19 protein-coding genes are annotated in these 22,013 nt (G+C 71.8%); 7 read left to right on the top strand and 12 right to left on the bottom strand.

The features are described from left to right. Window positions 1-179: 179 nt before the first annotated feature. From KRR26_RS29250 to KRR26_RS29230, 5 genes are read right to left on the bottom strand one after another with little or no spacing between them, the layout of a single operon-like run. Window positions 180-1,436, bottom strand: a complete 1,257-nt coding sequence (locus KRR26_RS29250) for a hypothetical protein (RefSeq protein ID WP_120209071.1) — start codon at window positions 1,434-1,436, stop codon at window positions 180-182. Next, on the bottom strand, window positions 1,433-1,747 hold the full coding sequence (locus KRR26_RS29245; RefSeq protein ID WP_120209072.1) for a 4a-hydroxytetrahydrobiopterin dehydratase: 315 nt from the start codon (window positions 1,745-1,747) through the stop codon (window positions 1,433-1,435). The genes KRR26_RS29250 and KRR26_RS29245 overlap by 4 nt, the downstream gene beginning before the upstream one ends. A 9-nt stretch (window positions 1,748-1,756) precedes the next feature. Beyond that, window positions 1,757-3,112 carry a hypothetical protein gene (locus KRR26_RS29240; RefSeq protein WP_217081406.1) on the bottom strand — a complete coding sequence of 452 codons (1,356 nt, stop codon included), beginning with the start codon at window positions 3,110-3,112 and terminating at the stop codon, window positions 1,757-1,759. Further along, window positions 3,109-4,593, bottom strand: a complete 1,485-nt coding sequence (gene glpK / locus KRR26_RS29235) for a glycerol kinase GlpK (RefSeq protein WP_120209074.1) — start codon at window positions 4,591-4,593, stop codon at window positions 3,109-3,111. Before glpK ends, KRR26_RS29240 begins: the two co-directional genes overlap by 4 nt. A gap of 53 nt (window positions 4,594-4,646) precedes the next feature. After that, a complete protein-coding gene (locus KRR26_RS29230; protein WP_217081405.1) occupies window positions 4,647-5,633 on the bottom strand; it encodes an NAD-dependent epimerase/dehydratase family protein in 987 nt (328 codons plus the stop codon). A 162-nt stretch (window positions 5,634-5,795) separates the two neighbouring features. Here KRR26_RS29230 and KRR26_RS29225 point away from each other — a divergent pair, with 162 nt between their 5' ends. Both KRR26_RS29225 and KRR26_RS29220 read left to right on the top strand, forming a co-directional pair. After that, window positions 5,796-6,284: an RNA polymerase sigma factor gene (locus tag KRR26_RS29225; RefSeq protein ID WP_120209076.1), complete on the top strand. Its 489-nt coding sequence runs from the start codon at window positions 5,796-5,798 to the stop codon at window positions 6,282-6,284. After that, window positions 6,281-7,051, top strand: a complete 771-nt coding sequence (locus tag KRR26_RS29220; RefSeq protein WP_217081404.1) for a hypothetical protein — start codon at window positions 6,281-6,283, stop codon at window positions 7,049-7,051. Before KRR26_RS29225 ends, KRR26_RS29220 begins: the two co-directional genes overlap by 4 nt. Before the next feature lie 21 nt (window positions 7,052-7,072). Here the strand turns inward: KRR26_RS29220 and KRR26_RS29215 are convergent, their stop codons facing one another. From KRR26_RS29215 to KRR26_RS29205, 3 genes are read right to left on the bottom strand one after another with little or no spacing between them, the layout of a single operon-like run. Beyond that, window positions 7,073-8,272, bottom strand: coding sequence for a lipocalin-like domain-containing protein (locus tag KRR26_RS29215; RefSeq protein ID WP_217081403.1), 1,200 nt, complete (start codon window positions 8,270-8,272; stop codon window positions 7,073-7,075). A gap of 3 nt (window positions 8,273-8,275) precedes the next feature. Then, window positions 8,276-10,813 carry an FtsX-like permease family protein gene (locus KRR26_RS29210; RefSeq protein ID WP_120209079.1) on the bottom strand — a complete coding sequence of 846 codons (2,538 nt, stop codon included), beginning with the start codon at window positions 10,811-10,813 and terminating at the stop codon, window positions 8,276-8,278. Beyond that, the gene (locus KRR26_RS29205; protein ID WP_120209080.1) at window positions 10,810-11,532 is read right to left on the bottom strand and encodes an ABC transporter ATP-binding protein; all 723 of its coding nucleotides are present in this window, start codon (window positions 11,530-11,532) and stop codon (window positions 10,810-10,812) included. The genes KRR26_RS29210 and KRR26_RS29205 overlap by 4 nt, the downstream gene beginning before the upstream one ends. Before the next feature lie 188 nt (window positions 11,533-11,720). On the opposite strand from KRR26_RS29205, the gene KRR26_RS29200 reads away from it, so the two are divergent. Next, window positions 11,721-13,820 carry a hybrid sensor histidine kinase/response regulator gene (locus tag KRR26_RS29200; RefSeq protein ID WP_120209081.1) on the top strand — a complete coding sequence of 700 codons (2,100 nt, stop codon included), beginning with the start codon at window positions 11,721-11,723 and terminating at the stop codon, window positions 13,818-13,820. On the opposite strand, the gene KRR26_RS29195 is transcribed toward KRR26_RS29200, so the two are convergent. Beyond that, the gene (locus tag KRR26_RS29195; protein WP_120209082.1) at window positions 13,774-14,592 is read right to left on the bottom strand and encodes an alpha/beta hydrolase; all 819 of its coding nucleotides are present in this window, start codon (window positions 14,590-14,592) and stop codon (window positions 13,774-13,776) included. The two genes, KRR26_RS29200 and KRR26_RS29195, sit on opposite strands and share 47 nt — an antisense overlap. Before the next feature lie 69 nt (window positions 14,593-14,661). Between KRR26_RS29195 and KRR26_RS29190 the strand changes: the two genes are divergently transcribed. The 4 genes from KRR26_RS29190 to KRR26_RS29175 all read left to right on the top strand — a co-directional run bounded on the left by KRR26_RS29190 (window position 14,662) and on the right by KRR26_RS29175 (window position 17,197). Then, a complete protein-coding gene (locus tag KRR26_RS29190) occupies window positions 14,662-14,952 on the top strand; it encodes a DUF3467 domain-containing protein (protein WP_120209083.1) in 291 nt (96 codons plus the stop codon). Between the two features lie 61 nt (window positions 14,953-15,013). Next, window positions 15,014-15,772, top strand: a complete 759-nt coding sequence (locus tag KRR26_RS29185; RefSeq protein ID WP_217081402.1) for a hypothetical protein — start codon at window positions 15,014-15,016, stop codon at window positions 15,770-15,772. Between the two features lie 37 nt (window positions 15,773-15,809). Next, on the top strand, window positions 15,810-16,703 hold the full coding sequence (gene hemF / locus KRR26_RS29180; RefSeq protein ID WP_120209085.1) for an oxygen-dependent coproporphyrinogen oxidase: 894 nt from the start codon (window positions 15,810-15,812) through the stop codon (window positions 16,701-16,703). Further along, window positions 16,703-17,197 (top strand): hypothetical protein, encoded by a 495-nt coding sequence (locus KRR26_RS29175; RefSeq protein ID WP_233577349.1) that lies wholly within the window; start codon window positions 16,703-16,705, stop codon window positions 17,195-17,197. Before hemF ends, KRR26_RS29175 begins: the two co-directional genes overlap by 1 nt. A 9-nt stretch (window positions 17,198-17,206) precedes the next feature. Here KRR26_RS29175 and KRR26_RS29170 read toward each other — a convergent pair whose 3' ends face one another. From KRR26_RS29170 to KRR26_RS29160, 3 genes are all read right to left on the bottom strand, one after another. After that, on the bottom strand, window positions 17,207-17,767 hold the full coding sequence (locus tag KRR26_RS29170; protein WP_120209086.1) for a hypothetical protein: 561 nt from the start codon (window positions 17,765-17,767) through the stop codon (window positions 17,207-17,209). A 41-nt stretch (window positions 17,768-17,808) separates the two neighbouring features. Then, a complete protein-coding gene (locus KRR26_RS29165) occupies window positions 17,809-20,211 on the bottom strand; it encodes an ABC transporter permease (protein WP_268905901.1) in 2,403 nt (800 codons plus the stop codon). A gap of 271 nt (window positions 20,212-20,482) precedes the next feature. After that, entirely contained in the window at window positions 20,483-21,973 is a 1,491-nt protein-coding gene (locus tag KRR26_RS29160; RefSeq protein WP_217081401.1) for an alpha/beta hydrolase, read from the bottom strand. Between the last annotated feature and the right edge of the window lie 40 nt (window positions 21,974-22,013).

The raw sequence follows: 22,013 nt of genomic DNA, 5'->3' as shown, positions 1-22,013 counted from the left end.
ATCCTCCTCGCTGCCCTGGACGTTCTCCATGCTGGAGGGGGCCCGCAACGCGAGCCGGCGCGGGTTGGCCGGCCGGCCGCCGACGGTGTGGCGACTCCCGGACGCCCGGGGCCTCACGTCCCCCGCGAGGCAGGCACGCCGCGAGGGTGGGGCGAGCGGCCCAGCGCGCCCGACTGTCGCTACCGCCAGAACCCGATGGACACGCCCACGTTGCTGTAGCGGCTCGCCATGTCGAACGAGGCGGTGAGGGACCAGTCCTCCCAGTATCGAAGGATGAACAGCTCGAAGCCGCCCGTCACGTGGGGACGCGGGTTGCGCCCCTCGAAGGGCGAGGGCTCCAGCCAGGTGCCCGCGCGCAGCCGCAGCAGTCCCACCAGCGCGTCCCACTCCGCGCCCAGCCGGGGCTGGATGGTGGAGGTGGCGCCCACGCGCGCGGACTCCGCGGTGGACGCGAAGGCGCGCACCGGGACGGCGTTGTCCACGCCGGAGATGAGGTCCACCTGCGCGGTGATGAGCCACCGCCCCGCGGGCGCGTTGGGCGACTCCTCATCCGGCACCGTCAGCGCATCCCCGTCCACGAGCAGCTGTCGCCGCGCCGCGGGGGCCAGCCGGTTGTAGTGGTGCGCGCCATCGCCCAGTCGCCAGCTCGCGCCGATCGACAGCACCGCGGGCGCCACCACCGCGGCGTAGAGCCTCCGTCCGGCGATGACTGGGAGCTGACCCTCGTCGCGGCGCCAGTCCGCCACCACCTCGGGACGCACCGACACGCCGATGCGGTAGGGCCGCCCGTGGGGCCGGTACAGCATGTCCACCGCCACGCCCGTGTCGCCGTAGCGCCACGACTCGTCTCCCAGCTGACTGAAGCTGGCCTGCGCGGAGAACAGCCCGAGCGCGAGGATGAAGTCGTCCTGGCCGAAGGCCACCGAGCCCGCGAGCACCGACTGCGTCAGCGACACGCGCAGCCGCCCGCCCTGGCCCGCGCACGCGTCGGTGAGGCAATAGGCGGAGCGGGTGTTGCGCCACGAGAAGCCGATGCCGAAGCGCTTGTATTGCAGCGTCAGCGCGCCCAGGAGCTGCCGGCTCTCCACGGACTCGTCTGGCTGCCCATCGTTGTCCACGTCGCGGCGGCGGGTGCCAGTGAAGGGCAGGTCCAACCACGACAGCGTGACGCCCACGTCCCAGTCGCGGTCCAGCGCGGGCGCCCGCTGCGCCAGCGCCGTGAGGTTGCTGGGGAAGCCCGCGGCGCCCTCGGCGATGCCCACGTAGGCGCCGCCCAGGGCCACGACTCTCGCCGAGCCCAGCAGCGTGCCGGAGTTGAAGTACAGCCGCTCGGGGAGCGGCGTGGACGTGTCTTCTTGGGCCCACGCGGCGGGGCTGGCCGTGCACAACGCCAGCGCGCAGCCGAGCGCGCGCCATCCACCCAGGTGACGACTCACTTCGACCGCACCACCTCCGCGAAGAGGCGGTCCGCCTCGGCGGCGAGGTCCGTATCGCGGTGCGTGAGTCCTCCAGCATCATGGGTGACGAGCGCCAGCGTCACCTTGCGCCACCGGATGTCGATGTCCGGGTGGTGGTTCGCGGACTCGGCCGCATGTGCCACCCGCTCCACGAAGGCGATGCCAGCGAGGAAGTCGGGCGCCTCGTAGGTGCGCCGGATCATCCCGCCCTCGTGCTTCCAGTCGGGATGCCGCGCGAGAAAGGACGCCAGCGCGGCGGGAGCAATCAACGAGAGGTCGTCGGTGGCCATGGTCGCTTCTTAAGGGAGCATGTCCCGTGAGTACACCCACGCGTGGGTCGTGCCGGCGAGGTCGAGCCCCCACACCCAGCGCTCATTGGCGTGCGCGGAGTCGGCCCGCAACTCGGGGAGTGACTCCAGCGAAAGTTCCGTGCGCGTTGCATCCCAACGGGCCACCGCGACCTGGGCGACGCCGGAGGATGACATGTAGTTGATGATGGGCGCGACGGGCCCGTTCTTCATGAGCGGCGGCGTCGTCGAGAGCGAGAAGGGCAGCGACAGCGAGCCCACCTCCACGAGCTGTCCCTCGCGGACCTCCCACCGGCGCAGCGCCAGGGTCGAGCCCGTCGAATCCGGCACCACGTCGCGCAGCCACACCGCGCCCGCCTCGAAGCCCACCACCGTCCCGTTGATGCTCTGGCATGCACGCACCGCGCGCGACCAGTTGTCCCCCGCGTTCCGTTGGAACTCGCACGCGAGGACCCCCAGCGTGCCCGGGTTGGGAATCCGCGCCGGGCCCAGCGCGAGGAGCGAGTCATGGCCCGCGCGCAGCAGGAGCACTCCGGATGGAGCCCCTGGGGCGGGTGTCTCGATGGGGTCCTGCCAGCGCGCGGTGGAGGTCTGCACCAGCCCCTGCGACTCCGTGAACGTGATGCGGGAGAGGGTGGTGGAGACGAACACCAGCAGCTCGTCCTCGCTCGCCAGCTGCATCGTGTCAGGTCCCAGCACCAGGGCCAGCGTGCCGGTGAGCTTCAGCTCCGTGTCCGTGTCCACGTAGCGCTTCACCTGGCGGTCATCCACCGTCCAGACCACGTCGCCGGAGACAGACACGCGCAGGGCGTTGCCGAGCCGTTGATCCGCGCCCGCCCCGTCCCGCATGGCGAGCCCGTCGCACAACCACGTGCCTTTCGCGGTGCGGTCCACGGTGTTGCACGTCCCCGCCTCGCTGAGTCGAGACACGGGCTCGACATCCTGTCGCTGTGCGATCGCGAGCACGTCGCGTTGCACCACCCCGCCAACGGGCGCGAAGCGGATGATGGCGTGGTAGCGCCCGGGCTCGGGGGGAACGAAGGAGATCTCCGCGTCGGGGCTGGGGTTGATCAGCTTGGCCGTGGCGGGGACGAGGAGGTTGTCCGGGCCATACACCTGGACCTCCACGGACTCGGGGGACTGCGGAGGGGCCTCGGAGCCGCATTCGGTGGAGGCCGATGCCTGGACGAAAATCGTGGTGGTGCGCCCCGTGAAGGTGAGGGGCGAGGACTCGGGCACGCCCGGTGGCAACCCGATGAAGCACGGGTCGTCGCCCGTGCCGCATTCGCATGCGGAGAGGGCCAGCAGTGCCAGCGCCGTGAGGCGCGCCCAGGCGAGCCGCTTCATGCGCGCTCGACCGCCCGGCGCCACTTGCTCAGGTGGTGCTCACGCTGCGCGGCCTTCATCTTCGGCTTGAAGGTCTTGTCCGCCTTCCACGCGCGACGGATGGCGTCCGGGCTGTCCCAGACCCCCGCGCCCAAGCCGCCGAGGAACGCCGCGCCCAGGCTGGTCGTCTCCAGGTTGCGCGGGCGCACCACCGGCGTGCCGAGCACGTCCGCTTGATATTGCATGAGCAGGTTGTTGGCCGCCGCGCCGCCGTCCGCCTTGAGCACGGGGATGTCTCGGCCGCTGTCGCGCCGCATGGCGTCCGCCAGGTCGTGAATCTGGAGCGCCACGCCTTCCAACGTGGCGCGCGCCAGGTGCGCCACCGTGGTGGAGCGGTCGATGCCGGCGAAGAGTCCGCGCGCCTCGGGCCGCCAGTGCGGCGCGCCCAGGCCCGCCAGCGCGGGGACGAACACCACGTCCCCCGAGTCCTTCACGCTGGCCGCGAGCGCCTCCACGTCCGGGGCCTTCTTGATGACGCGCAGGCCATCGCGCAGCCACTGCACGGCGGCGCCCGCGATGAACGAGCTGCCCTCCAGCGCATAGTGCGTGGTGTCGCCCAGCTTCCACGCCACGGTGGTGATGAGGCCCGCGGTGGAGCGCACTGGCTGCGTGCCGGTGTTCATCAGCAGGAAGGCGCCCGTGCCGTACGTGCACTTGGACTCGCCCGGCTCGAAGCAGGCCTGTCCGAAGAGGGCCGCCTGCTGGTCGCCCGCCATGCCCGCCACCGGGATGCCGTCCGGCAGGCTCCGCATGCCGCGCGTGGTGCCATACACCTCGGCCGAGGCGCGGATGTCCGGCAAGCACGCGGCGGGCACCCCGAGCAGCGAGCGCAGCTCGTCATCCCAGGCGAGGGAGCGCAAATCCATCAGCAGCGTGCGGCTGGCGTTGGACACGTCCGTCACGTGGGCCTTGCCGCCGGTGAGCTTGTAGACGAGCCACGTGTCGATGGTGCCGAAGGCCACGTCGCCCTTCTCGGCACGGGCGCGCGCGCCCTTGATGTGCTGGAACATCCACGTGAGCTTCGTGCCGGAGAAGTACGGGTCCAGCACCAGCCCCGTCACCTCGCGCACGCGCGGCTCCACGCCCTTGGCCTTGAGCGACTGGCAGATGTCCGCGGTGCGGCGGTCCTGCCAGACGATGGCGCGGCCCAGGGGCTTGCCGCTGTCGCGCATCCACAGGCCCGTCGTCTCGCGCTGATTCGTGATGCCCACCGCGGCGATGTCTCGCCCGGTCAGGCCCGCGTCCTTCAGCGCCTTTGCGATGCACCACTCGCTCGTCGCCCAGATTTCATCCAGGTCGTGCTCCACCCAAGAGGGCTTGGGGAAGTGCTGGGTGAATTCCTTGTACGAGCGCCCCACGACGCGCAGCTGCTTGTCGAGGATGGAGACATGCGTTCCGGTGGTGCCCTGGTCCAGGGCCAGGACGTGCTTTGCCTTCGCCATGCGGTGAACCTACTCCAAGCCACCGCTGGGCGGGACTCCCCGTATGAGGGCGCTCAGCGCGCGGGCACGAGCCCTTCCTGGCGCAGGAAGGCGACGGTGCGGGCCACGCCTTCAATGAGCGGCGTGGGTTGGAAGCCCAGCTCGCGGCGGGCCTTGCTGGCGTCCACGTGCGCATCCCAGAGCAGGAACGAGAGCTGCCCTGGCGCGATGAGCGGCGTGAAGCCAATGCCGCGCGCGAGCGGCGCGGAGATGCCCGCGAGCGCATGCAAGAGAAACGCGGGCGCGGTGGGCGGAGGGCGGCGCCCGGTGCCCGCGGCCTGGAGGATGGCCTCGGCGAAGGCCGCGGGGCTCACGTGCGTGTCGGCCACGAGGTAGCGCTCGCCGTTCACGCCTCGCTCCGCCGCGGCGAGGTGCACGTCGGTGACGCCGTCCACATAGGCCACGGACACGCCGCCTGGAGGCAGCACCGGCGCCTGCCGATTGAGGACCTGGAGGAACAGCGAGTTGATGGCGACGTGGACCGGGCTGGGGCCGTAGACCGCGGCCGGGTTGACGTAGACGACGTCGAGCCCGCGCTGGCGAATCACCTCGGCCTCGCGCTCCGCGGCCTGCTTGGAGCGCTCGTAGGCGGTGGGCTTGGGCGCGGTGTCGAGGTTCGTCTCCACGACGACGCCGCCGCGCGGAGCCGCGAACACGTCCATGGTGGAGGTGTAGACGACGCGGCGCACGCCGGCGTCGAGCGCGGCCTGGAGCACGTGGACCGTGCCCTGTCGATTGACCTGGTCGAAGAGGCGCTCATCGCGCAGCCACTGCTCGGGCATGCCCGCCGCGTGGAAGACGCGCTCCACGCCACGCAGGGCCGAGGGCAGCGAGGCGGGCTCGGTGATGTCTCCGCGCACCAGCTCCACGTTGCCGGGCAAGAGCCGCGCGGCCTTCACCGGGTCCCTCACGAGCGCGCGCACGCGGTCGCCTCGCGCGGCGAGCCGGTGGGCGATGGCGTTTCCAATGAGGCCGGTGGCCCCGGTGACGAGCACGTCCATGGCGGTGTGGTCCTCCCCGAGCGCCGGGTTGTAGCACCGGGAGGGGCGCCCCGCGGTTGCTCGCGGCTGAAGTCGCGTAGTAACACGCGCGCCTCTTTCGAGCGGCGGGAGCGCCTCGCGGCGGTGCCGCTGGGGAGCCCGGCGCCCTCCTTCCCCGTGGGTATGACCGCAGACCGAGTCGCCCAGCTCTATCGCCTCTATGGCCCGTCCATCTACGCCCGGTGCCAGCGGGTGTTGGGGGATGGCGCCGCGGCCGAGGACGCCACGCAAGAGACGTTCATGCGCGTGCTGCGTCAGCTGGAGAAGGCGCCCGATACGCGCACGGGGCTTCGATACATCTATCGGGTCGCCACGCACTACTGCCTCAACCAGCTCCGCAATGCGCGGCTTCGTCCCGAGCCCCTCGCCGAGCTGCCCGACCTGCCCACCGGCGCCAACCTGGAGCACGCGCTGCTGGATCGCGACTTCACGGTGAGATTGATGGCGAGGGTGCCCGAGAAGCTGCGCGCCATTGTCTGGCTTCACTACGTGGACGGTCTCGACCAGGGCGAGGTGGCGCGTACGCTCGATGTCTCACGGCGCACCGTGGTCAACCGACTGGCCGACTTCCATGAGCGCGTCGAGCGCTTCTCGCGAAAGGACCTCGCATGAGCCACCTGTCGCAGCTCGACCTGGACGCGCATGTCCTGCGGGCGCTGCCGCCCGAACTCGCCGCGCACGCCGAGGCCCATCTCGCCGCGTGCGCCGCGTGCGCCGCCGCGCTCGCTTCGCTTCAGGCCGCGCACCGTCGCTTCGACACGGACGTGCTGCGCCGCACCTTGCCTGGGGTGCGCGCGCGGGGCGAGGCGCGCAGCGTCCGGAGCTGGCGGTGGTTGCTGGCGCCCGCGGCGCTCGTCGCCGTCGCCTCCGTGGCCGCGCTCGTGTTTCGCGGACCTTCGGGCGTCGAGCCTTCGGATGTGTATGGCCTCAAGGGCGGCGCGGTGTTGCGCGTCCATGCGAAGCGAGGTGCGCGCGTGGACGTCGTGGCGGACGGCGTGCGGTTGTCCGCCGGAGACGCGCTGCGCTTCACTGTCGTGTCGTCGAGTGGGTTGCCCTACGTGCTCATCGTCTCCCTGGATGGCACTGGCGCGGTGAGCGTCTACTCCCCCGCGCAGGGCACGCTGAGCGCGGAGCTGCCCCAGCGGGGACGCAGCGCGGATCCGGTGGAGTTGCCCGGGGCCATCGTGCTGGATGCGGCGCCGGGCCCCGAGCGCATCTGGGCCTTGTTCTCGCGCGCGCCCCTGGCGCTCTCGGATGTGGAGCCTTCGCTTCGGGCGCTGCATGCCCAGGGGCCGGAGGCCGTGCGCGCCTCGCGACAGGTGTCCATTCCGGGCGTGGAGGCGCAGGACTCGTTCCTGCTGGAGAAGTCCCCGCCGTGAAGCGGGGCCTCTCGCGATGGACTATCGCAACGCGGTGTCTCCGGGCACGCGCGCGTCCGCGTAGCCGGTGAGCTCCACGTAGCCGCGTCCCTTCACGGGCTGACCCTCGCGCGTGCCCTCCAGCGATACCGCGCCCTCCCAGTAGCGGAAGCTCAGCACCAGCTCCTGGTCGGCCAACCTCGGCGTCACCGTCAAGTCGAGCCGCCGCTTGGGCACCTGCACGCGCCATCGTGAGGGATACGTGGCGCCGCGCGGACTGCGCCACGTGTCCAGCACCTCGAGCTTCACGTCCTCGCGCGTGAGCCGCACGGGCTCGCCCGTGGGCGGTATCCACAGCCCCGCGCTGTATGGATCCGCCGTGCCGTCCTCGCGCCGGAGCTGGTACTCCATCAGCTCGCTCCCGTCGGAGAGCTGGAGCGAGAACCAGTCCCAGCCCACCTGTCCGGCGCCGAGCGCGCTGGTGCTCCACTCGCGATCCATCCAGCTGTCGCCCGTCACGGCGAAGGACTCGCTCCCCACCGTCACGGTGCCTCGCGAGGGCATGCGCGGGAACGAGTAGTAGTAGGACGCGTTGCCCTGCTCGGGTCCCTTCTGGCTGAGTCCCCGGTCTCCCTGGGCGACCGCGGGCTTGCCCGGCTCCAGCGTCAACGCCAGCGCCACGCCGTCCGCTTGGGCGCGCAGGTACATGGGCCACGGCTCCATGTCGCTCGCGCCGCGGACCTCCCAATCCTGGAGCCACACATGGAAGGGCGTCGCGGTGGCGCCCGCCAATCCCACGGCCGCTCGGCTGAAGCGCTCGGCGGCGTGGAAGCGGCCCGCGCGCACGTCCGTCAGCGTGAAGTGCCCCATGAACACCTGCCGCGAACCCCAGGCCGAGCCTCGCGCGGGCGCCTGCGCCGTGAGCGCGCTGCGGAAGAGGGTGAACTGATAGCCAAACGCGCGCCCATCCGCGGTCTCCAGGTTGCCGGTCCAGTACCACCACTCGGCGCGGAAGTCGGGATGGGGACCGTGGTCCTCGGGAAAGTGGAAGGGCCGGGGCTCGAGCGCCCGCGCGAAGCCGTCCGCTCCACCGTCCGAGGCCCCCAACACCCCGGCCACGGTGAGCGCGCGGGGCCCCGCTGCCACCCCGGCAGCTGGCTCGCGCGTGACGAGGACCACCGCCACGGCGAGCGCCGCCAGCACCCCCGATGTCCCGATGACGAGTCCGCGTCCCTGGCTCACCCGTTACTCCTCTCGCAGCGCCAGCGCGGGTCGCGCCCGCGCCATCTTCCAGGCCGGGTACAGGCCCGCCAGCGCCGCCGCCACCAGCGCGAGCACCACCGCTTGCCACAGCACGCCCGGCGAAACCGTGAGCCGCAGCGTCCACCCGAAGGAGCGCTGATTGATGACATGCACGAGCACGTACGCCAGCGCGCCGCCCAGCGGCACGGAGAACAGGCCCGCCAGCAAACCCAGCAGCCCCGTCTGCAACGACACCATGCCCCAGAGCTGTCCCGGCGTGAGTCCCATGGCGCGCAGCACCGCGTACTCGCGCGCGCGCTCCAGTTGCAGCGCCATGAGCGCGCTCAACACGCCGACGAAGGCGACGGCGATGGCCAGCAAGCGCAGCACCTGTGTGATGGTGAAGGTCCGGTCGAACACCTCCATGGAGGTCTGCCGCAGCACCCGATTGGCGCGCACCTGGAGCGCTTGCGCGCCCGCCGCGCGCTCGCGAACACGTGCCACCAGCGCGTCCACGTCCTGGCCGGGCTGCGCGTAGAGCGCGACACCGCTGACGCCTCGGTCGTCGAACCACCGCGTGTACGTGGCGCGGGGCATCAGCAGCGTCCCCACGTCCGAGCCATAGTCGAAGTACACGCCCACCACGTGGAAGGCGTGCGGCCCGCGGTCCGTGGCCAGCGTCACGGTGTCGCCCAGGTGGACGCCGCGATGGAAGCCGAAGGGCTCGGAGACGAGCAGGGCGTCGGCGGATGCGTCCAGCTCGCGCCACACCCGCTCCGCGTCTCCCTCCTTGAGCCGATAGGGCCGATGCCCCGCGGCGAAGTCGATGGCCATCAGGTCCGTGGGCACGCCTTGGGCGCGCACCTGCGTCACGCGGATGCTGCTGCTCGTCTGGACGCCGGGAGTCGCGCGGACGCGCTCGGCCAGGCCGGGCAGCAGCGTGGCATCTCCGCGCCGGGCGACCAGCGACGGCGGCGAGATGAACACATCGGCTTGCAGCGAGGCCTCCAGCCACGACTCCACCGTGCCGCGGAAGCTGGACACCATCAGGCCCACGCCCACCGTGGTGGCCACCGCCACCATCAGCGCCGCGAGCGCCACCGCCGTGCGAGACAGGCTGGCCGTCACCCCGCGCGCCGCCATGCGCCCCAGCGGACCGAAGAGGGCGCCGAGCGGACGCGCCGCGCCCGTCGTCAGCTTCTCCGTCACCCACGGCACCTCCAACGACGCGCCGAGCAGCACCGCGAACAGTCCGGCATAGGCCGGAGTCAGCGCCGGGGTGGGCCACGCGAGCAGCCCCACGCCCACGGCCAGCACGCCCAGCCCCAGCAGCGCGAGCCCCGGCGCGCGTCGCCGCGAGGTGTCCTCCAGCGTGGAGCGCCGCATCGTCGTCACGGGCGTCGAGCGCGCCGCTTCCCACGCGGGCACCAGCGCCGCCGCCAGCGTGGCGCCCAGGCCCAGGGCCAGGCCCTTTCCCAACGTGAAGGGCGTGAGCGTCAGCCGTCGCGCGTCGACCACGAAGTACAGGTCGTTGATGGTTTGCGTGACGAGCCCCAGCAGCCCGCGCGCCATCAGCACGCCCATCAGCATGCCGGCCGTGGTGCCCACCAGCGCGAGCACCGAGGCCTCGCCCAGCACCATCGCGAACAGCTCGCCGCGCGTGAGCCCCATGGCGCGAAGCCGTCCGAGCTGCCCGCGCCGCTGCACCACCGAGAACGTCATCGTGTTGTAGATGAGGAACATCCCCACCACGAGGGCCAGCAGGGACAGCGCGGTGAGGTTGGTGCGGAACGCGCGCGTCATCTGCTCCACCGTGCCCGCGCGCGCGGAGGGACGCGTCAGCTCCACGCCGGGAGGCAGCGTGGCCGTCAACCGCTGGGCCTCGGCCTCGCCATCCGTCAGGCGCAGGTCGATTCGCGACAGCCGGCCCACCTGGCCCAGCAGCTCCTGCGCCGAGGACACATCCATCAGCACGAGCGACTCCAGCGCCCGGGCCGCGCGCTCGTCTCGTGGCGCCAGCAGCGCCACCACGTGCAGGTCCCGGCGCGTGCCCGCCACCGTCACCGGCAACGTGTCGCCGGTGCCGAGGCCGAGTGCCCGCGCGGCTCGCTCGCCCAACAGCGCCGCGCCGGGCCGAGTCAAGAGCCCGGTCACGTTGCCCACCGCGCCTCCGCTCGCGAAGTCTCGGAAGGGGGCCTCCGCGAATGGGTCCACGCCCAGCACGGTGAGCGCGCGGCGGTCACCCAGGTCCGCTTGCACGGTCCCTTCCACCACCGGCGCGGCGAGCGGCGCGTCCGCGCGCAGGCGCAGCGCCGTGTACACGCCCTCGGGGAGTCCGGAGGTCCCTCCCACGAGCTGATGCGTGGCCCGCCCCGCCACCAGGTCCGTGGAGCGCTCGAAGGCGCTCAGCGCGCTGCCGCTCGCCAGGTCGATGGACACCACCACGGCCACGCCCAGCGCGATGCCCAGCAGGGACAGCGCCGTGAGCCACGGGTGCTTGCCCAGGTGGCGCAGGCTCGCGCGCCGCAGCAAGGCGTTCATGGTTGCTCCCGCCGCGCGCCGCCCGGCCGCTCCACCAGACGTCCCGCCTCCATCGTCAGCACGCGGTCCGCGCGCGCCACCAGCCCGGGTTCATGCGTGACGACGAGCGCGCAGGCGTGTCCCTCGCGCGTCAGTCCCTCCAGCAAGTCGAGCACGCGCTTGCCGGTGCTCTCGTCGAGGTTGCCGGTGGGCTCGTCCGCCAGCAGCAGCGGCGGGGCGTGCGCCAGGGCTCGGGCCACCGCCACGCGCTGTTGCTCACCGCCCGACAGTCGGTCCGGAAAGCTGTCCGCGCGGCCCGCCAGCCCCACGTGCTCCAGCAGCGTCCTGGCCCGCTCATGGGCCGAGGCGCCGGTGCGTCCGGTCAACTCCAGCGGCAGGCGCACGTTCTCCTCCACCGTCAGCGTGGGCAGCAGGTTGAAGGCCTGGAAGATGAAGCCCATGCGCTCGCGGCGAAGCAGGGTGCGCTCCCGCTCGCTCATCCGTCCCAGGTCGCGGCCCTCCACGCGCACCTCGCCGCGCGTGGGCAGGTCGATTCCACTGATGAGGTTGAGCAGCGTCGATTTGCCCGAGCCGCTGCGGCCGAGCAGCACCACGAACTCACCCCTTCTCAGGTGGAGCGACGCGCCCGCGAGAACCTCTCTCACGGAGTCGCCCTCCTCATAGGACTTGGTGACGTCACGCAGCTCGACGAGAGGGGCGGGCTCGGAAGGAGAGGGCATGCCGGGCTCCCGACATAGCCGATGCACCGCCCGGCGTCGCCTCGGGAGGGTGCCCGTTTCCGGACGCGAGTTGGAGCAAAGAGCCCATCCGCCGACAGTCAGCTGCCTTCCAGGGGTGCTTTTTGTGCAGGCACGGTGCACTCCGCGTTTAATGGCGGAGGGGAAGGCCTCCGCACCGGGAGGGACGCGTGGACGATGCCCAGGGCGGGCGGCGGCAGTCGCCGGTCGATGAGCGCGAGCGCATCCAGGAGCTGCTCGCGCAGCTGCCTGCCTTCTTCGCGTTGCATCGGGGCCCCACGCACCTCATCGAGTTCCTCAGCGACACGCGGCTGGCGCTCCTCTCTCGAAGCGCCGCGCCGGGCGTGACGCTGCGCGAGGCCTGTCCGCAGCTGGAGGGACAGGGTTGGTACGAGGCGTGGGACCGCGTCTTCGCCACCGGCCAACCGCTGCACCTGCGCGAGGCCTCCGCGCGCCTGTGCCCCGAGGACGAGGAGCTGTTCTTCAACCTGTCGCTCCTGCCGCGCCGAGACGCGAACGGACAGGTGGAGGGCGTGCTGGCCTTCGCCGTGGATGTGACGGAGTTGGTTCACACCCGCCGCGCCGCGTGGGCCACCGCGTCGTGGCGCACCGAGCGACTCCAAGCGATGACGGCCGCCCTCTCCGAGTCCCTCACCCCGGGGCAGGTGGCGGAGGTGGCCGCGCGCGATGGGGCCCTGGCGCTGGGCGCCATCGCGGGCGTGGTGATGGTGCCCGTGCAGGGCGATGCCTTCGAGCTGGCCGCCTCCCATGGCTACCCCAGCGGCAGCCTGGAGAACTGGCGGCGCGTCTCCGCCCGCGACAAGTTGCCCATGATGGATGCGGCGCGCACGGGCGACCTGGTGGTGCTCGGTTCCCAGGAGGAGATGGCCACGCGCTATCCGCTGGTGGCCTCGGTCGCGCAGCAGGGCGCCGCGGGCGCCTGGGCCGCCATCCCGCTGTTGAGTGGAGGGCGCTCGTTCGGCGTGCTGGGGCTGGGGTTCTCGGATGCGCGCGTCTTCGATGCCTCCGAGCGGGCCTTCCTCATGACGGTGGGCCGCCAGTGCGCCCAGGCCATGGACCGCGCGCGACTCTACGACGAGGAGCGCGCCGCCCGAGCCGCCGCTGAGGCCGCCAGCCGCGCCAAGGACGAGTTCCTCGCCATGGTGTCGCACGAGCTGCGCACGCCGCTGACCTCCATCCTCGGCTGGGCGCAGATGATGCGGCAGGGGCGGCTGACGGACGAGAAGCTGCCGCGCGCGCTGGAGGCCATCGAGCGCAACGCGAGGGCGCAGCGCCAGCTCATCGAGGACCTGCTGGACATCAGCCGCATCGCCAGCGGGCGGCTGCGCCTGGAGATGGGGCCGCTGGAGATGGCGCACGTGGTGGAGGCCGCGCTGGACGCCGTGCGCCCCGCCGCCGCCGCGCGAGAGCTGGAGCTGGTGTCGCTGGTGGACGTGGACGGCGTGCCCATGTGGGGCGACCCGGATCGACTCCAGCAGGTGGTGTGGAACCTGCTCGCCAACGCCATCAAGTTCACGCCCGCCGGTGGACGCGTGGAGGTGTCCGCCCGCCGTCGTGAGAGCGGGGTCGAAGTGGTGGTGCGCGACAACGGCGAAGGCATCCCGCCGGACTTCATGCCGTTCCTCTTCGAGCGCTTCCGCCAGGCGGACACGGGCGTCAGCCGCCGCCACGGTGGACTGGGCCTGGGGCTGTCCATCGTACGCCACCTGGTGGAGCTGCACGGCGGCACCGTCACCGTGTCCAGCGAGGGCCAGGGGCAGGGCACGGCCTTCAGCGTGTGGTTGCCCCAGGCGCGCACGGGCATCAGCCGCGGCGCGCAAGGCGTGGCGGACCTGGTGCTGCCGCCGTTCCCGGAGCTGGAGGGGCTGCGTGTGTTGGTGGTGGACGACGAGTCGGACGCGCGCGAACTCATGGCCGCGCTGCTCACGCGGGTGGGCGCGCAGGTGCAGCTCGCCTCCAGTGTGCATGAGGCCTTGGAGCATGTGCGCCGCTTGCCGCCCACGGTGCTGGTGACGGATGTGGGGTTGCCCGGCGATGACGGCTACGCGCTGCTGTATCGCCTGCGTGAGCTGCCCTGGGACTCAGGGGGCGGCGTGCCCGCGCTGGCCATCACCGCGCTGGCGCGGCGCGAGGACCGGGACCGAGCCCTGCGCGCGGGCTTCAGCGCCTTCGTGGCCAAGCCCCTGGACGCGGTGGAGCTGCTCACGGCGGTGGCGCGTCTGGCGCCGCCTCTTCCGGCCAAGGGCTGAGCCCCGCGTCGCGCCACGCATCCAGGAACGTGCCCACTTCGTCGGACAGCCGCGGGCCGCTGGTGTCGCGCGGGATGATGTGGAACCCCTCGCGGAAGGAGATGAGGCGCACCTCGGGCGCGCCCGTCAGCCGCCGCGCCAGCCAGCGCCCTCCTTCTGGGTCCACCACGTGGTCCTGCTCGGCCACGGCCACGAGCACGGGGCAGCGCACGCGCGCGGCGTCGGGCCCCACGCCATCCTGCAGCGCGCAGACATCGCGCAGGCGCGCCACGGGAAAGGCGGGCAGGTGGGGCGCTGCTTCGCGCGCCACCGGGTCGCAGATGTCCGAGCCGGACTTGTCCGCCCACGGCTTCGCCCAGGCCAACAGCGGCGTGCGCGCCAGCTGCCGGATGACCGCCATGCGCGGCCCCCGAAACCGCACCGCGGGCGCCACCAGGGCCAGGGCCTCCACGACCCCCGGATGTCGCGCCGCGAGCCCCAAGGCCAGCAATGCGCCCACGGACAGTCCGCCCACGAAGACGCGGCGGTGCCCGCGCAGCGAGGCCAGCGCTGAATCCGCCGCGTCTCGCCAGTCCTGGTGCGTCACGTTCAGGAGCGCCTCGGGCGTGGTGCCGTGGCCCGGGAGACGAGGCGCCACCACGCGCATGCCCCGCGTCGCCAGGGACTCGCCCAGGGGCCGCAGGTCCCACGGGCTGCCGGTGAAACCATGCAACAACAGGCACGCGTCCGGGCCTCGCCCCAGGTCGAAGGGGGCCGTCTTGACGGGGTCCATGGCTCGGGCGGGCGCGCTCACCCCATGACACTGGCCATGGCCTCGCGCAGGCGCTATGCCGCCTGACACATGGCGGACACTTCGAAGCCCCCGGACATGCCGTTGCAGATACAAATCGACGAGGATGTGGCCAACGGCCAGTACTGCAACATGGCGCTGGTGAACCACACCGACACCGAGTTCGTGCTGGACTTCATCTTCGTCCAGCCGCAGCAGGCCAAGGCTCGGGTGCGCTCGCGCATCGTCACCAATCCCAAGCACATGAAGCGCCTGCTGCTGGCCATGCAGGACAACCTCCAGCGCTACGAGGCGCGCTTCGGCGCCATCGTGCTGGGCGAGGACGATGGCCCGGTGCATTGACGTGGTGTCCCCACGCGGGCGCTTTGCCTGGAGCCGGGGGGCGGCGCAGACTGCGTCCACCGTGCTTCGCGCCCTCCTCGTCCTCCTCGCGCTCGTGTGGGCGCCGGCCGCCTCGGCCCAGTGTCTGGGTGACGGTGTGCAGCTGTTCCCCACTCCGGGCGCCGTCGTCCCCACCAACACGCGCTTCCTGCTGGAAGGCGTGGGCACCGCGCGCTCGCCGGTCTCCGCGCTGCCAGGGCGCACCGTGCGGTTGTCGGCGCCGGGCCACTCGGTGGAGCTGAAGGTGACGCGCGGCTGGGAGAGCAGCCTCGGCCGCGTCACCGTCGTCCTCCAGGCCTCCGAGCCGCTCCAGCCCGGCAAGCGCTACGAGATGCACCTGGACAGCGTGTTGCCCAACGTCACGCTGCTCAACGGCCGGGGCTCGGGCCTGCCGGGGTGGCTCACGGGCAAGGGCCCGGACAAGAGCCCACCCCTCTGGCAGAAGAAGCCCGCCGTGTCCGAGGGCTTCTTCCGCCGCTCCGCCCAGGGCATCTCCCGCTTCGTGAAGCTCAACCTCGCCCTGCGCGAGGAGAGCCCCTCGTATCTGGTGGTGAAGCTGACGCCGCGCCGCGCCGGCATCGCGCCCCAGACCTACGTGCTGCCCGTGGTGCAGGGCAACGCCGCGTTCCTGGGCCACGAGTCCTGCGGTGGCGCCTTCGCGCTGGAGGATGGGCGCAGCTACCGAGCGCGAGTAGATGCCTTTGACGCCGCGGGCAATCCAGCGCCCGGGACGGCCTCCGTGGACTTCGAAGCCCCTTCCGCTCAGACCGCCCAGCAGTAGCATCCACGCCCGTCACGACTGGCATGGGGAGACGTGCATGACGGTGGACGTGGAGAGCCTGAAGACGCGCATGTCGGCCTTCATCCACGCGCTGCAGGACGACATCTGCGGCGCGCTGGAGCGGCTGGATGGACAGGGTCGTTTCCGCGAGGACCCGTGGACTCGTCCGGGCGGCGGCGGTGGGCGCAGCCGCGTGCTGGAGGGCGGCGCCGTGATTGAGAAGGGCGGCGTCAACATCTCCGTGGTGCACGGCGAGCTGGAAGAGGCCTTCGCCAAGCGGCTGCAGGGCGAGGGGCGCACCTTCTGGGCGGGCGGCCTGTCGCTGGTGCTGCACCCGCGCAACCCGCATGTGCCCACGGTGCACGCGAACTACCGGTTCATCCACCAGGGCGGCAAGGCGTGGTTCGGCGGCGGCGCGGACCTGACGCCCTACTACCTCCAGGACGAGGACGCGGCGCACTTCCACCGCGTGCACAAGGCGGCGTGCGACGCGCATGACGCCACGTACTACCCGCGCTTCAAGCAGGCCTGCGACGCGTACTTCCACGTGCGCCACCGCGGCGAGGCGCGCGGCGTGGGCGGCATCTTCTTCGAGAACATGGGCGGCGACCTGGAGAAGGAGTTCGCCTTCGTCCAGGACTGCGGCAAGGCCTTCCTGCCCGCGTACCTGACCATCGCCGAGCGCCGCAAGAACACGCCCTTCACGGAGGCGCAGCGCTACTGGCAGGAGATCCGCCGCGGGCGCTACGTGGAGTTCAACCTCGTCTACGACCGGGGCACCATCTTCGGCCTGGAGACGCAGGGGCGCACCGAGTCCATCCTCATGTCGCTGCCGCCGCAGGTGCGCTGGCTCTATGACTACCACCCGGAGCCCGGCACGCCCGAGGCGCGGTTGGTGGAGGTGCTGCGTCAGCCTCGGGAGTGGGCCTGATGGAGCCCGTCGCGGCGCCGCCTCCCGCCACGCGGAGCCGGCGCGTCCTCGTCGTCCTGGGATTGGGCGGGCTCGTCCTGGTGGCCGCGGTGGCGGGCTTCCTCGCGAGCCACGCGTCCTCCGTCTCGCCCGAGCAGCTCGCGAACGAGGCGCGCGTGCAGGTGCTGGCCCTGTGTGACGCGGTGCAGGCGTTCCGCGACGAGCACGGCAACTACGTGACGGCGGGCCCGCTGCCTCGCCCCGTGCCCCGGCACGGCGAGGCGGTGCCCTTCCCGCACGACGACGAGTCCTTCCAGCGCATCGGCTTCAACCCCGGGCCGAGCGTGCACTTCCAGTACGAAGTGACAGTGCAGGAGAGCCCGGTGGGCGAGCCCGAGGTCTCCTGCGTCGCGCGCATCGACACGAATGGAGACGGGCACAACGCGGTGTACCGCGTGCGGCTGGATGCGAACGGGATGACCAGCCCCGTCGAGGTTCAGCACGAGGGCGAGTAGCCCTCCGCGTCAGCCGGCGAGGGGGCCTCGGGCCGTGCGGAGCAACCGGACGAGTCCGCTCCGGGCCCGAGCGCGCTCCTCGCGATTCTCGTCGTCCAGGTCGCGTGCCATCAGCCAGGACGACACCATGGCCTGGGACGCGGTCTGCGCGCGGCGCCAGGGGTCCGTCTCCTCATCCACCTCGCCCGTCGTCACCGCGGCCCACACCTCGCAGAGCTGCGCGGCGCAGTCCGCGAACGCGGCCACCGCGGGCTTCTTGTCGAGGATGTTGCGATTGACCTGGTCCCCCAGCGCGCTCGCGCTGATGTGACCCTGGCGAGGGCCTCCGCCTCGGGCCTGGGCGAAGAGGTCGGGCACCTCGCCCGCGCCGGGGACCTCCATCGCGCACAGGCGCAGCCACTCCAGGCAGATTTCGAAGGCTTCCTCCTCGGGGAACCGCGCCGCGAGCCACCCCAGCAGCGGGAAGAGGGGCTCGGAGCGCTGCCACGCGTCCTCGGCCGAGTCGAACGTGATGCCGTTGTGTCGGAAGAGGGCGAGCAGGGCTTCGTCGGCGGAGTCGTTCGGTGCCATGCGTTCCGTGTATCACCGGGACGGGCAGGGCGTGCGGCGCCTCAGGTGTCGCGGCGAAGCGCCTCGAGCGGAGACACCCGGGTCGCGGCGCGGGCAGGCCACCAACTCGCGGCGAGCGCGACGATGAGGAGCAGCGCGGGCGCGCCCACGAAGATGAGCGGGTCATGCGGAGCGACGCCGTACAGCAAGGCGCCCAGCGCGCGAGACAGCGCCCCCGCCGCCACCAGCCCCACGCCCAGGCCGATGCTCGTGAGCCCCATCCCCTGGCTCACCACGCCACGCAGCAGGTCCGCCGGGGTCGCGCCGAGGGCGCCGCGAATGCCCAGCTCTCGCGTGCGCTGCGAGACCCAGAACGCGAGCAACCCATACAGCCCCACGGCGGCAAGTACGACCCCCAGCCCCGCGAAGGCGCCCAAGAGTCCACTCAGCACTCGCATGCGCGCATCGCTGTCCGCCACGACTTCGTCCAAGGCCCGCACCTTGAGCAGCCTCAGCTCCGGGCTCGTGCTGCGCACCTCGCGCTGCATCAACGCGAGGAGCGCCGGCGCGGGCAGCGAGGACTTCACCGCGAGCTGGAGGCTCTTGCGCATGTCCTGTTCCAGCGGCAGGTAGACGTCGCCGGAGCGCTCCTCCGTGCGCGACACCATGGGCACGTCGCCCACCACGCCAATCACTTCGCGGGCCACGGGGGGGCCGCCGTCGCGGTCCGTGTCGAGCAAGAGCCGAGCCCCCACGGGCTCCTGTCCCGCGAAGTGCCGCTGCGCGAAGAACTCGGAGATGAGGGCGACGGGCGGTTGATCCGCGGTGTCCGTCGTGCGCATCCATCGCCCTCGCTTCAGGGGCAGCCCCAGGGCTTGGAAGTAGCCCGCGTTGGCCACGAGCAATCCCACGCGGGGCCTCGCGCCCTCGGGCTCCGGCGTGCCCTGGACGCGGACCCCCGTGGTCTCGCGCCACACCTCGCCGGAGAACGGCAGTGCGCTGGTGATGCCCGCGGCGCTCACTCCGGGCACGGCCTCCAGGCGCGCGGTCAGTTCCCTCGCGAGCACGGGAGGGCGTGACGAGTCCGGGAACTTCTCCAGCGGGAAGAACACCTCCGCGACGGTGACCTGCCGAGACTCGAAGCCGAGCGGAACGTCCTGCAGCTTCCAGAGGCTGCGCAGCATGAGGCCCGCGCCCACCAGCGGCACCATCGCCAGCGAGAGCTGAGTGATGACGAGCACCGAGCGCACCCAGCCCACGGAGGAGCCACCCGAGGCCCCGAGGTTCCGAGGGCCGAGCACTGTCCCACCGCGTGAAGCATGGAGCGCGGGGAGGATGCCCACCAGCAGCGCCGTCAGCAGGGATGTCGCGGTGGTGATGCCCAGGACGACTGGCCCCTGGTCGGGACCGGTGACGAGCTGCGGTGGGATGAACGCCTGGAGCAGTCCGCGACCCCAGAGCGCGACGAGCCACCCGAGCGCGCCGCCGAACAGGGCTTGAAGCAGGTTCTCCACGAACACCTGTCGGACGAGCTGTGCGCGGGTCGCGCCCAACGCGCTGCGCACCGCGAGTTCTCGCAGCCGCGTGCTTCCGCGGGCGAGCAGGAGGTTCGTGAGGTTGGCGCAGCCGAGCAGGAGCAGCAGCAGCGCCACTCCGCTGGCGACGTGGAGTTGTGTGCGGGATTGCTCGACCCAGAGCGCGTGGAGGGGCTCCACGCTGATGCCCATCATCGTCACCCCTGCCACGTGCGGGGTGTCCATCGCGAGGGACTGCAGCTCCGCCTGGGCCTGCTCCCGAGAGACCCCTGGGCGCAGGCGTCCCACGACGCGCAGCACGCTCTCTTGCTCATGCAGGAGGTCCAGGGCCAGCGGCTTCCAGACCTCCACATCCGGCTCGAAGCGGAAGTCTTCGGGCAGCACGCCCACGATGGTGTGTGACACGTCATCGAGCAGCAGGTGTTGGCCGAGCACCGCGGGGTCTCCGCCGTACAGCCGCTGCCACGCCGCATGCGTGAGGACGAGCTCCCGGTCACGTCCTGGTACCTCCAGGTCGGCGCCCCAGAGGCGGCCCCGTGACGGCAGGACGCCGAGCATGGGAAGCAGCCCGGCGGAAGCTCTTCCCACCGTCAATCGCGCGTCGAGCCCGGCGCCGCCGAGGACGTGCTTCTCCGCGCGCAGGCCCTCGATGTCCGAGACGCTCCGAGCCCGCTCGCGCCAGGCGCTCCACACGGGAGAGGTGACGCGCGTGCGGTCCTTGTGGGGCCCCGCGCCCGCGCCCGGTGTCGTCGTCTGGAAGAGGCGGACGAGCTGGTTCGCGTCCGGGTAGGGCAGGGGCTGCCAGAGCACCGGATACACGACGCTGAAGACCGCGGACGTGGCGCCGATGGTGAGCGCGAGCGTGAGCACGACGACGGCGGTGAAGGCTCGTTCCCGAGCCATCGAGCGAAGGGCGCGACGGACTTCCATCCAGAGCATGGGTCGTGGTCAGCGTGCCAGGGGACGAGTCCCGCGAAGCAACGACAGTGCCAGGACCCGCAGGCTCCGCGATAGACGCAGAGCGTACTCCCATGACTGGGGACACGACCGGAAATGGGAACCCGCCATCCCATTTCCGCGCACGCTGCGGATGCTGTCCCTCATCCGGTGGTGACGGAGCCACGCCCGAGCAAGGGGCGGGGGCATCGGGCGTAGATGGCGCCACGCCCATGCGATGCATGGGCCCACGCGGGCGTATGGCTCAAGGGCTCGGAGGGGGCGGCTTCGCGCTCTGGCCAAAGTCGGCGCCTCGGAGCTGGAGGGCGCAGCCCACGGGCGGTGCGTGGGTCGGGTCGCGGAGGAAGGCGAGGGTGATGTCCCTGCCGCAGAGGTTGAAGCCCGCGCCATGGCTCAGGCCGCGCATCTCCACGAAGTACGCATGGGGCAGGGTCTCCAGGAGCTGACGCCCCCAGTCCGGCGGCGTGTCCGGGTCGAACTCGCCCGCGTAGATGAGCGTGGGGATGTCGCTGCGGACGGGCTCCTTCACGCGAGCGGGCGCGGGGGCGACATTCCATGCGCGGCACACCTCGGTCGGAACCGTGCGCCCATCGATTCCTCCCAGCCCCATCGCGGGCGAGAGCTGCGCGGTGGCGCGAGGCACGTTGGCGAAGGGATTCTCCTCCGCGCACGTCACGGACATGCGCAGCCCCCACGTGAAGTTGGACGGGCCTTGCGTGTCCTTCACCAGCGCGGCCAGCTCCTCCGGATGGCCCGAGGCGGCGCGGGAGATGATGCGCGGCAAGCGGGGAATCGTGTCGCGCTGATGCAATCCCGTGGCGAGTGCATCGGCCACCTGCGCGCCGCGGATCTCCAGCGGGTGTCCTCCCGACATGGACAGGTCCAGCCCGAGCGCCAGCGGTCGCGCGTCCGCGCTGGTCATCAGCCGAGCGAACTGCGCGCGCAGCTGCGGATACGCGGCGCCGCACTCACGGTCCGCCGCGCAGCCGTCGAAGACGAGGTTCAGCGAGCGCAGCAGATTGCTGGCCGGGTGCTCATCGAACACGACGTCGGGCGGGAACACCGAATCCAGGATGACGCTCTGGAGGCCCTCTGGGTGGCGGCGCATCAGCTCCAGCGCTGGCCGAGTGCCATAGGACAGCCCCATGAGGCTCCACTTCTCGATGCCCACCGCCCGCCGCAGGTCGTCGAGGTCATCGGCGATGGCCTCCGTCGTGTATCCGTCGAGGTCCACGCCCGCGCCGGTGAGCGCCGCACGGCAGCGCCCCGCCGCGCCCGCCATCGCCTCAACGAACTGCTTGCCGCGCAGCCTTCCCGCGGACGCCTCCGCGGTGAGCGCGTTGATCTCCGGGCACTCCAGGTTGGGCTTCGCGTGCTTGCCGCCTCGCGGCTCCAAGAGGATGAAGTCGTGCTCCTCGACGATGGGGTTCGCCTTGCCCGAGCGCTGGTGGTCCACCGCGCTGACGCCGGGGCCTCCCGGGAGGAACACGAAGGGGATGCCCGGCTTCTCGGCGCGGCTGCGCAGCCGCATCACCGGGAGTTGGATCATCCGAGAGCCCGCTTTGCCTCGGTTCTCCGGCACGGTCAGCACGCCGCACTCGATGGGCTCGTCCTTCGCGACCTCGTCGGCGCAGGCGGTTCGCTCGTAGCGAGCGGCTGGGGGCTCCGACGGGGGAGGCGGAGTCGCGGTGGACAGGGACAGCATCAGCAGCGCGGACGCGGCGGCCTGAATCATGGCGCCGTTAGAGCAAGGGCGCGCATGGGGGTCCAATATC

Source organism: Citreicoccus inhibens, assembly GCF_019039035.1.
Taxonomy (GTDB): domain Bacteria; phylum Myxococcota; class Myxococcia; order Myxococcales; family Myxococcaceae; genus Citreicoccus; species Citreicoccus inhibens.
This window is presented reverse-complemented; position numbering and strand designations above follow the sequence as displayed.

Bases quoted from the DNA above. Each gene is read 5' to 3' on its own strand.
- KRR26_RS29210 (WP_120209079.1), bottom strand. From the start codon at position 10,813: ATGAACGCCTTGCTGCGGCGCGCGAGCCTGCGCCACCTGGGCAAGCAC.
- glpK (WP_120209074.1), bottom strand. From the start codon at position 4,593: ATGGCGAAGGCAAAGCACGTCCTGGCCCTGGACCAGGGCACCACCGGA.
- KRR26_RS29240 (WP_217081406.1), bottom strand. From the start codon at position 3,112: ATGAAGCGGCTCGCCTGGGCGCGCCTCACGGCGCTGGCACTGCTGGCC.
- KRR26_RS29195 (WP_120209082.1), bottom strand. From the start codon at position 14,592: ATGGACCCCGTCAAGACGGCCCCCTTCGACCTGGGGCGAGGCCCGGAC.
- hemF (WP_120209085.1), top strand. From the start codon at position 15,810: ATGACGGTGGACGTGGAGAGCCTGAAGACGCGCATGTCGGCCTTCATC.
- KRR26_RS29225 (WP_120209076.1), top strand. From the start codon at position 5,796: ATGACCGCAGACCGAGTCGCCCAGCTCTATCGCCTCTATGGCCCGTCC.
- KRR26_RS29190 (WP_120209083.1), top strand. From the start codon at position 14,662: ATGGCGGACACTTCGAAGCCCCCGGACATGCCGTTGCAGATACAAATC.
- KRR26_RS29160 (WP_217081401.1), bottom strand. From the start codon at position 21,973: ATGATTCAGGCCGCCGCGTCCGCGCTGCTGATGCTGTCCCTGTCCACC.
- KRR26_RS29175 (WP_233577349.1), top strand. From the start codon at position 16,703: ATGGAGCCCGTCGCGGCGCCGCCTCCCGCCACGCGGAGCCGGCGCGTC.
- KRR26_RS29245 (WP_120209072.1), bottom strand. From the start codon at position 1,747: ATGGCCACCGACGACCTCTCGTTGATTGCTCCCGCCGCGCTGGCGTCC.
- KRR26_RS29205 (WP_120209080.1), bottom strand. From the start codon at position 11,532: ATGCCCTCTCCTTCCGAGCCCGCCCCTCTCGTCGAGCTGCGTGACGTC.
- KRR26_RS29165 (WP_268905901.1), bottom strand. From the start codon at position 20,211: ATGGAAGTCCGTCGCGCCCTTCGCTCGATGGCTCGGGAACGAGCCTTC.
- KRR26_RS29220 (WP_217081404.1), top strand. From the start codon at position 6,281: ATGAGCCACCTGTCGCAGCTCGACCTGGACGCGCATGTCCTGCGGGCG.
- KRR26_RS29170 (WP_120209086.1), bottom strand. From the start codon at position 17,767: ATGGCACCGAACGACTCCGCCGACGAAGCCCTGCTCGCCCTCTTCCGA.
- KRR26_RS29230 (WP_217081405.1), bottom strand. From the start codon at position 5,633: ATGGACGTGCTCGTCACCGGGGCCACCGGCCTCATTGGAAACGCCATC.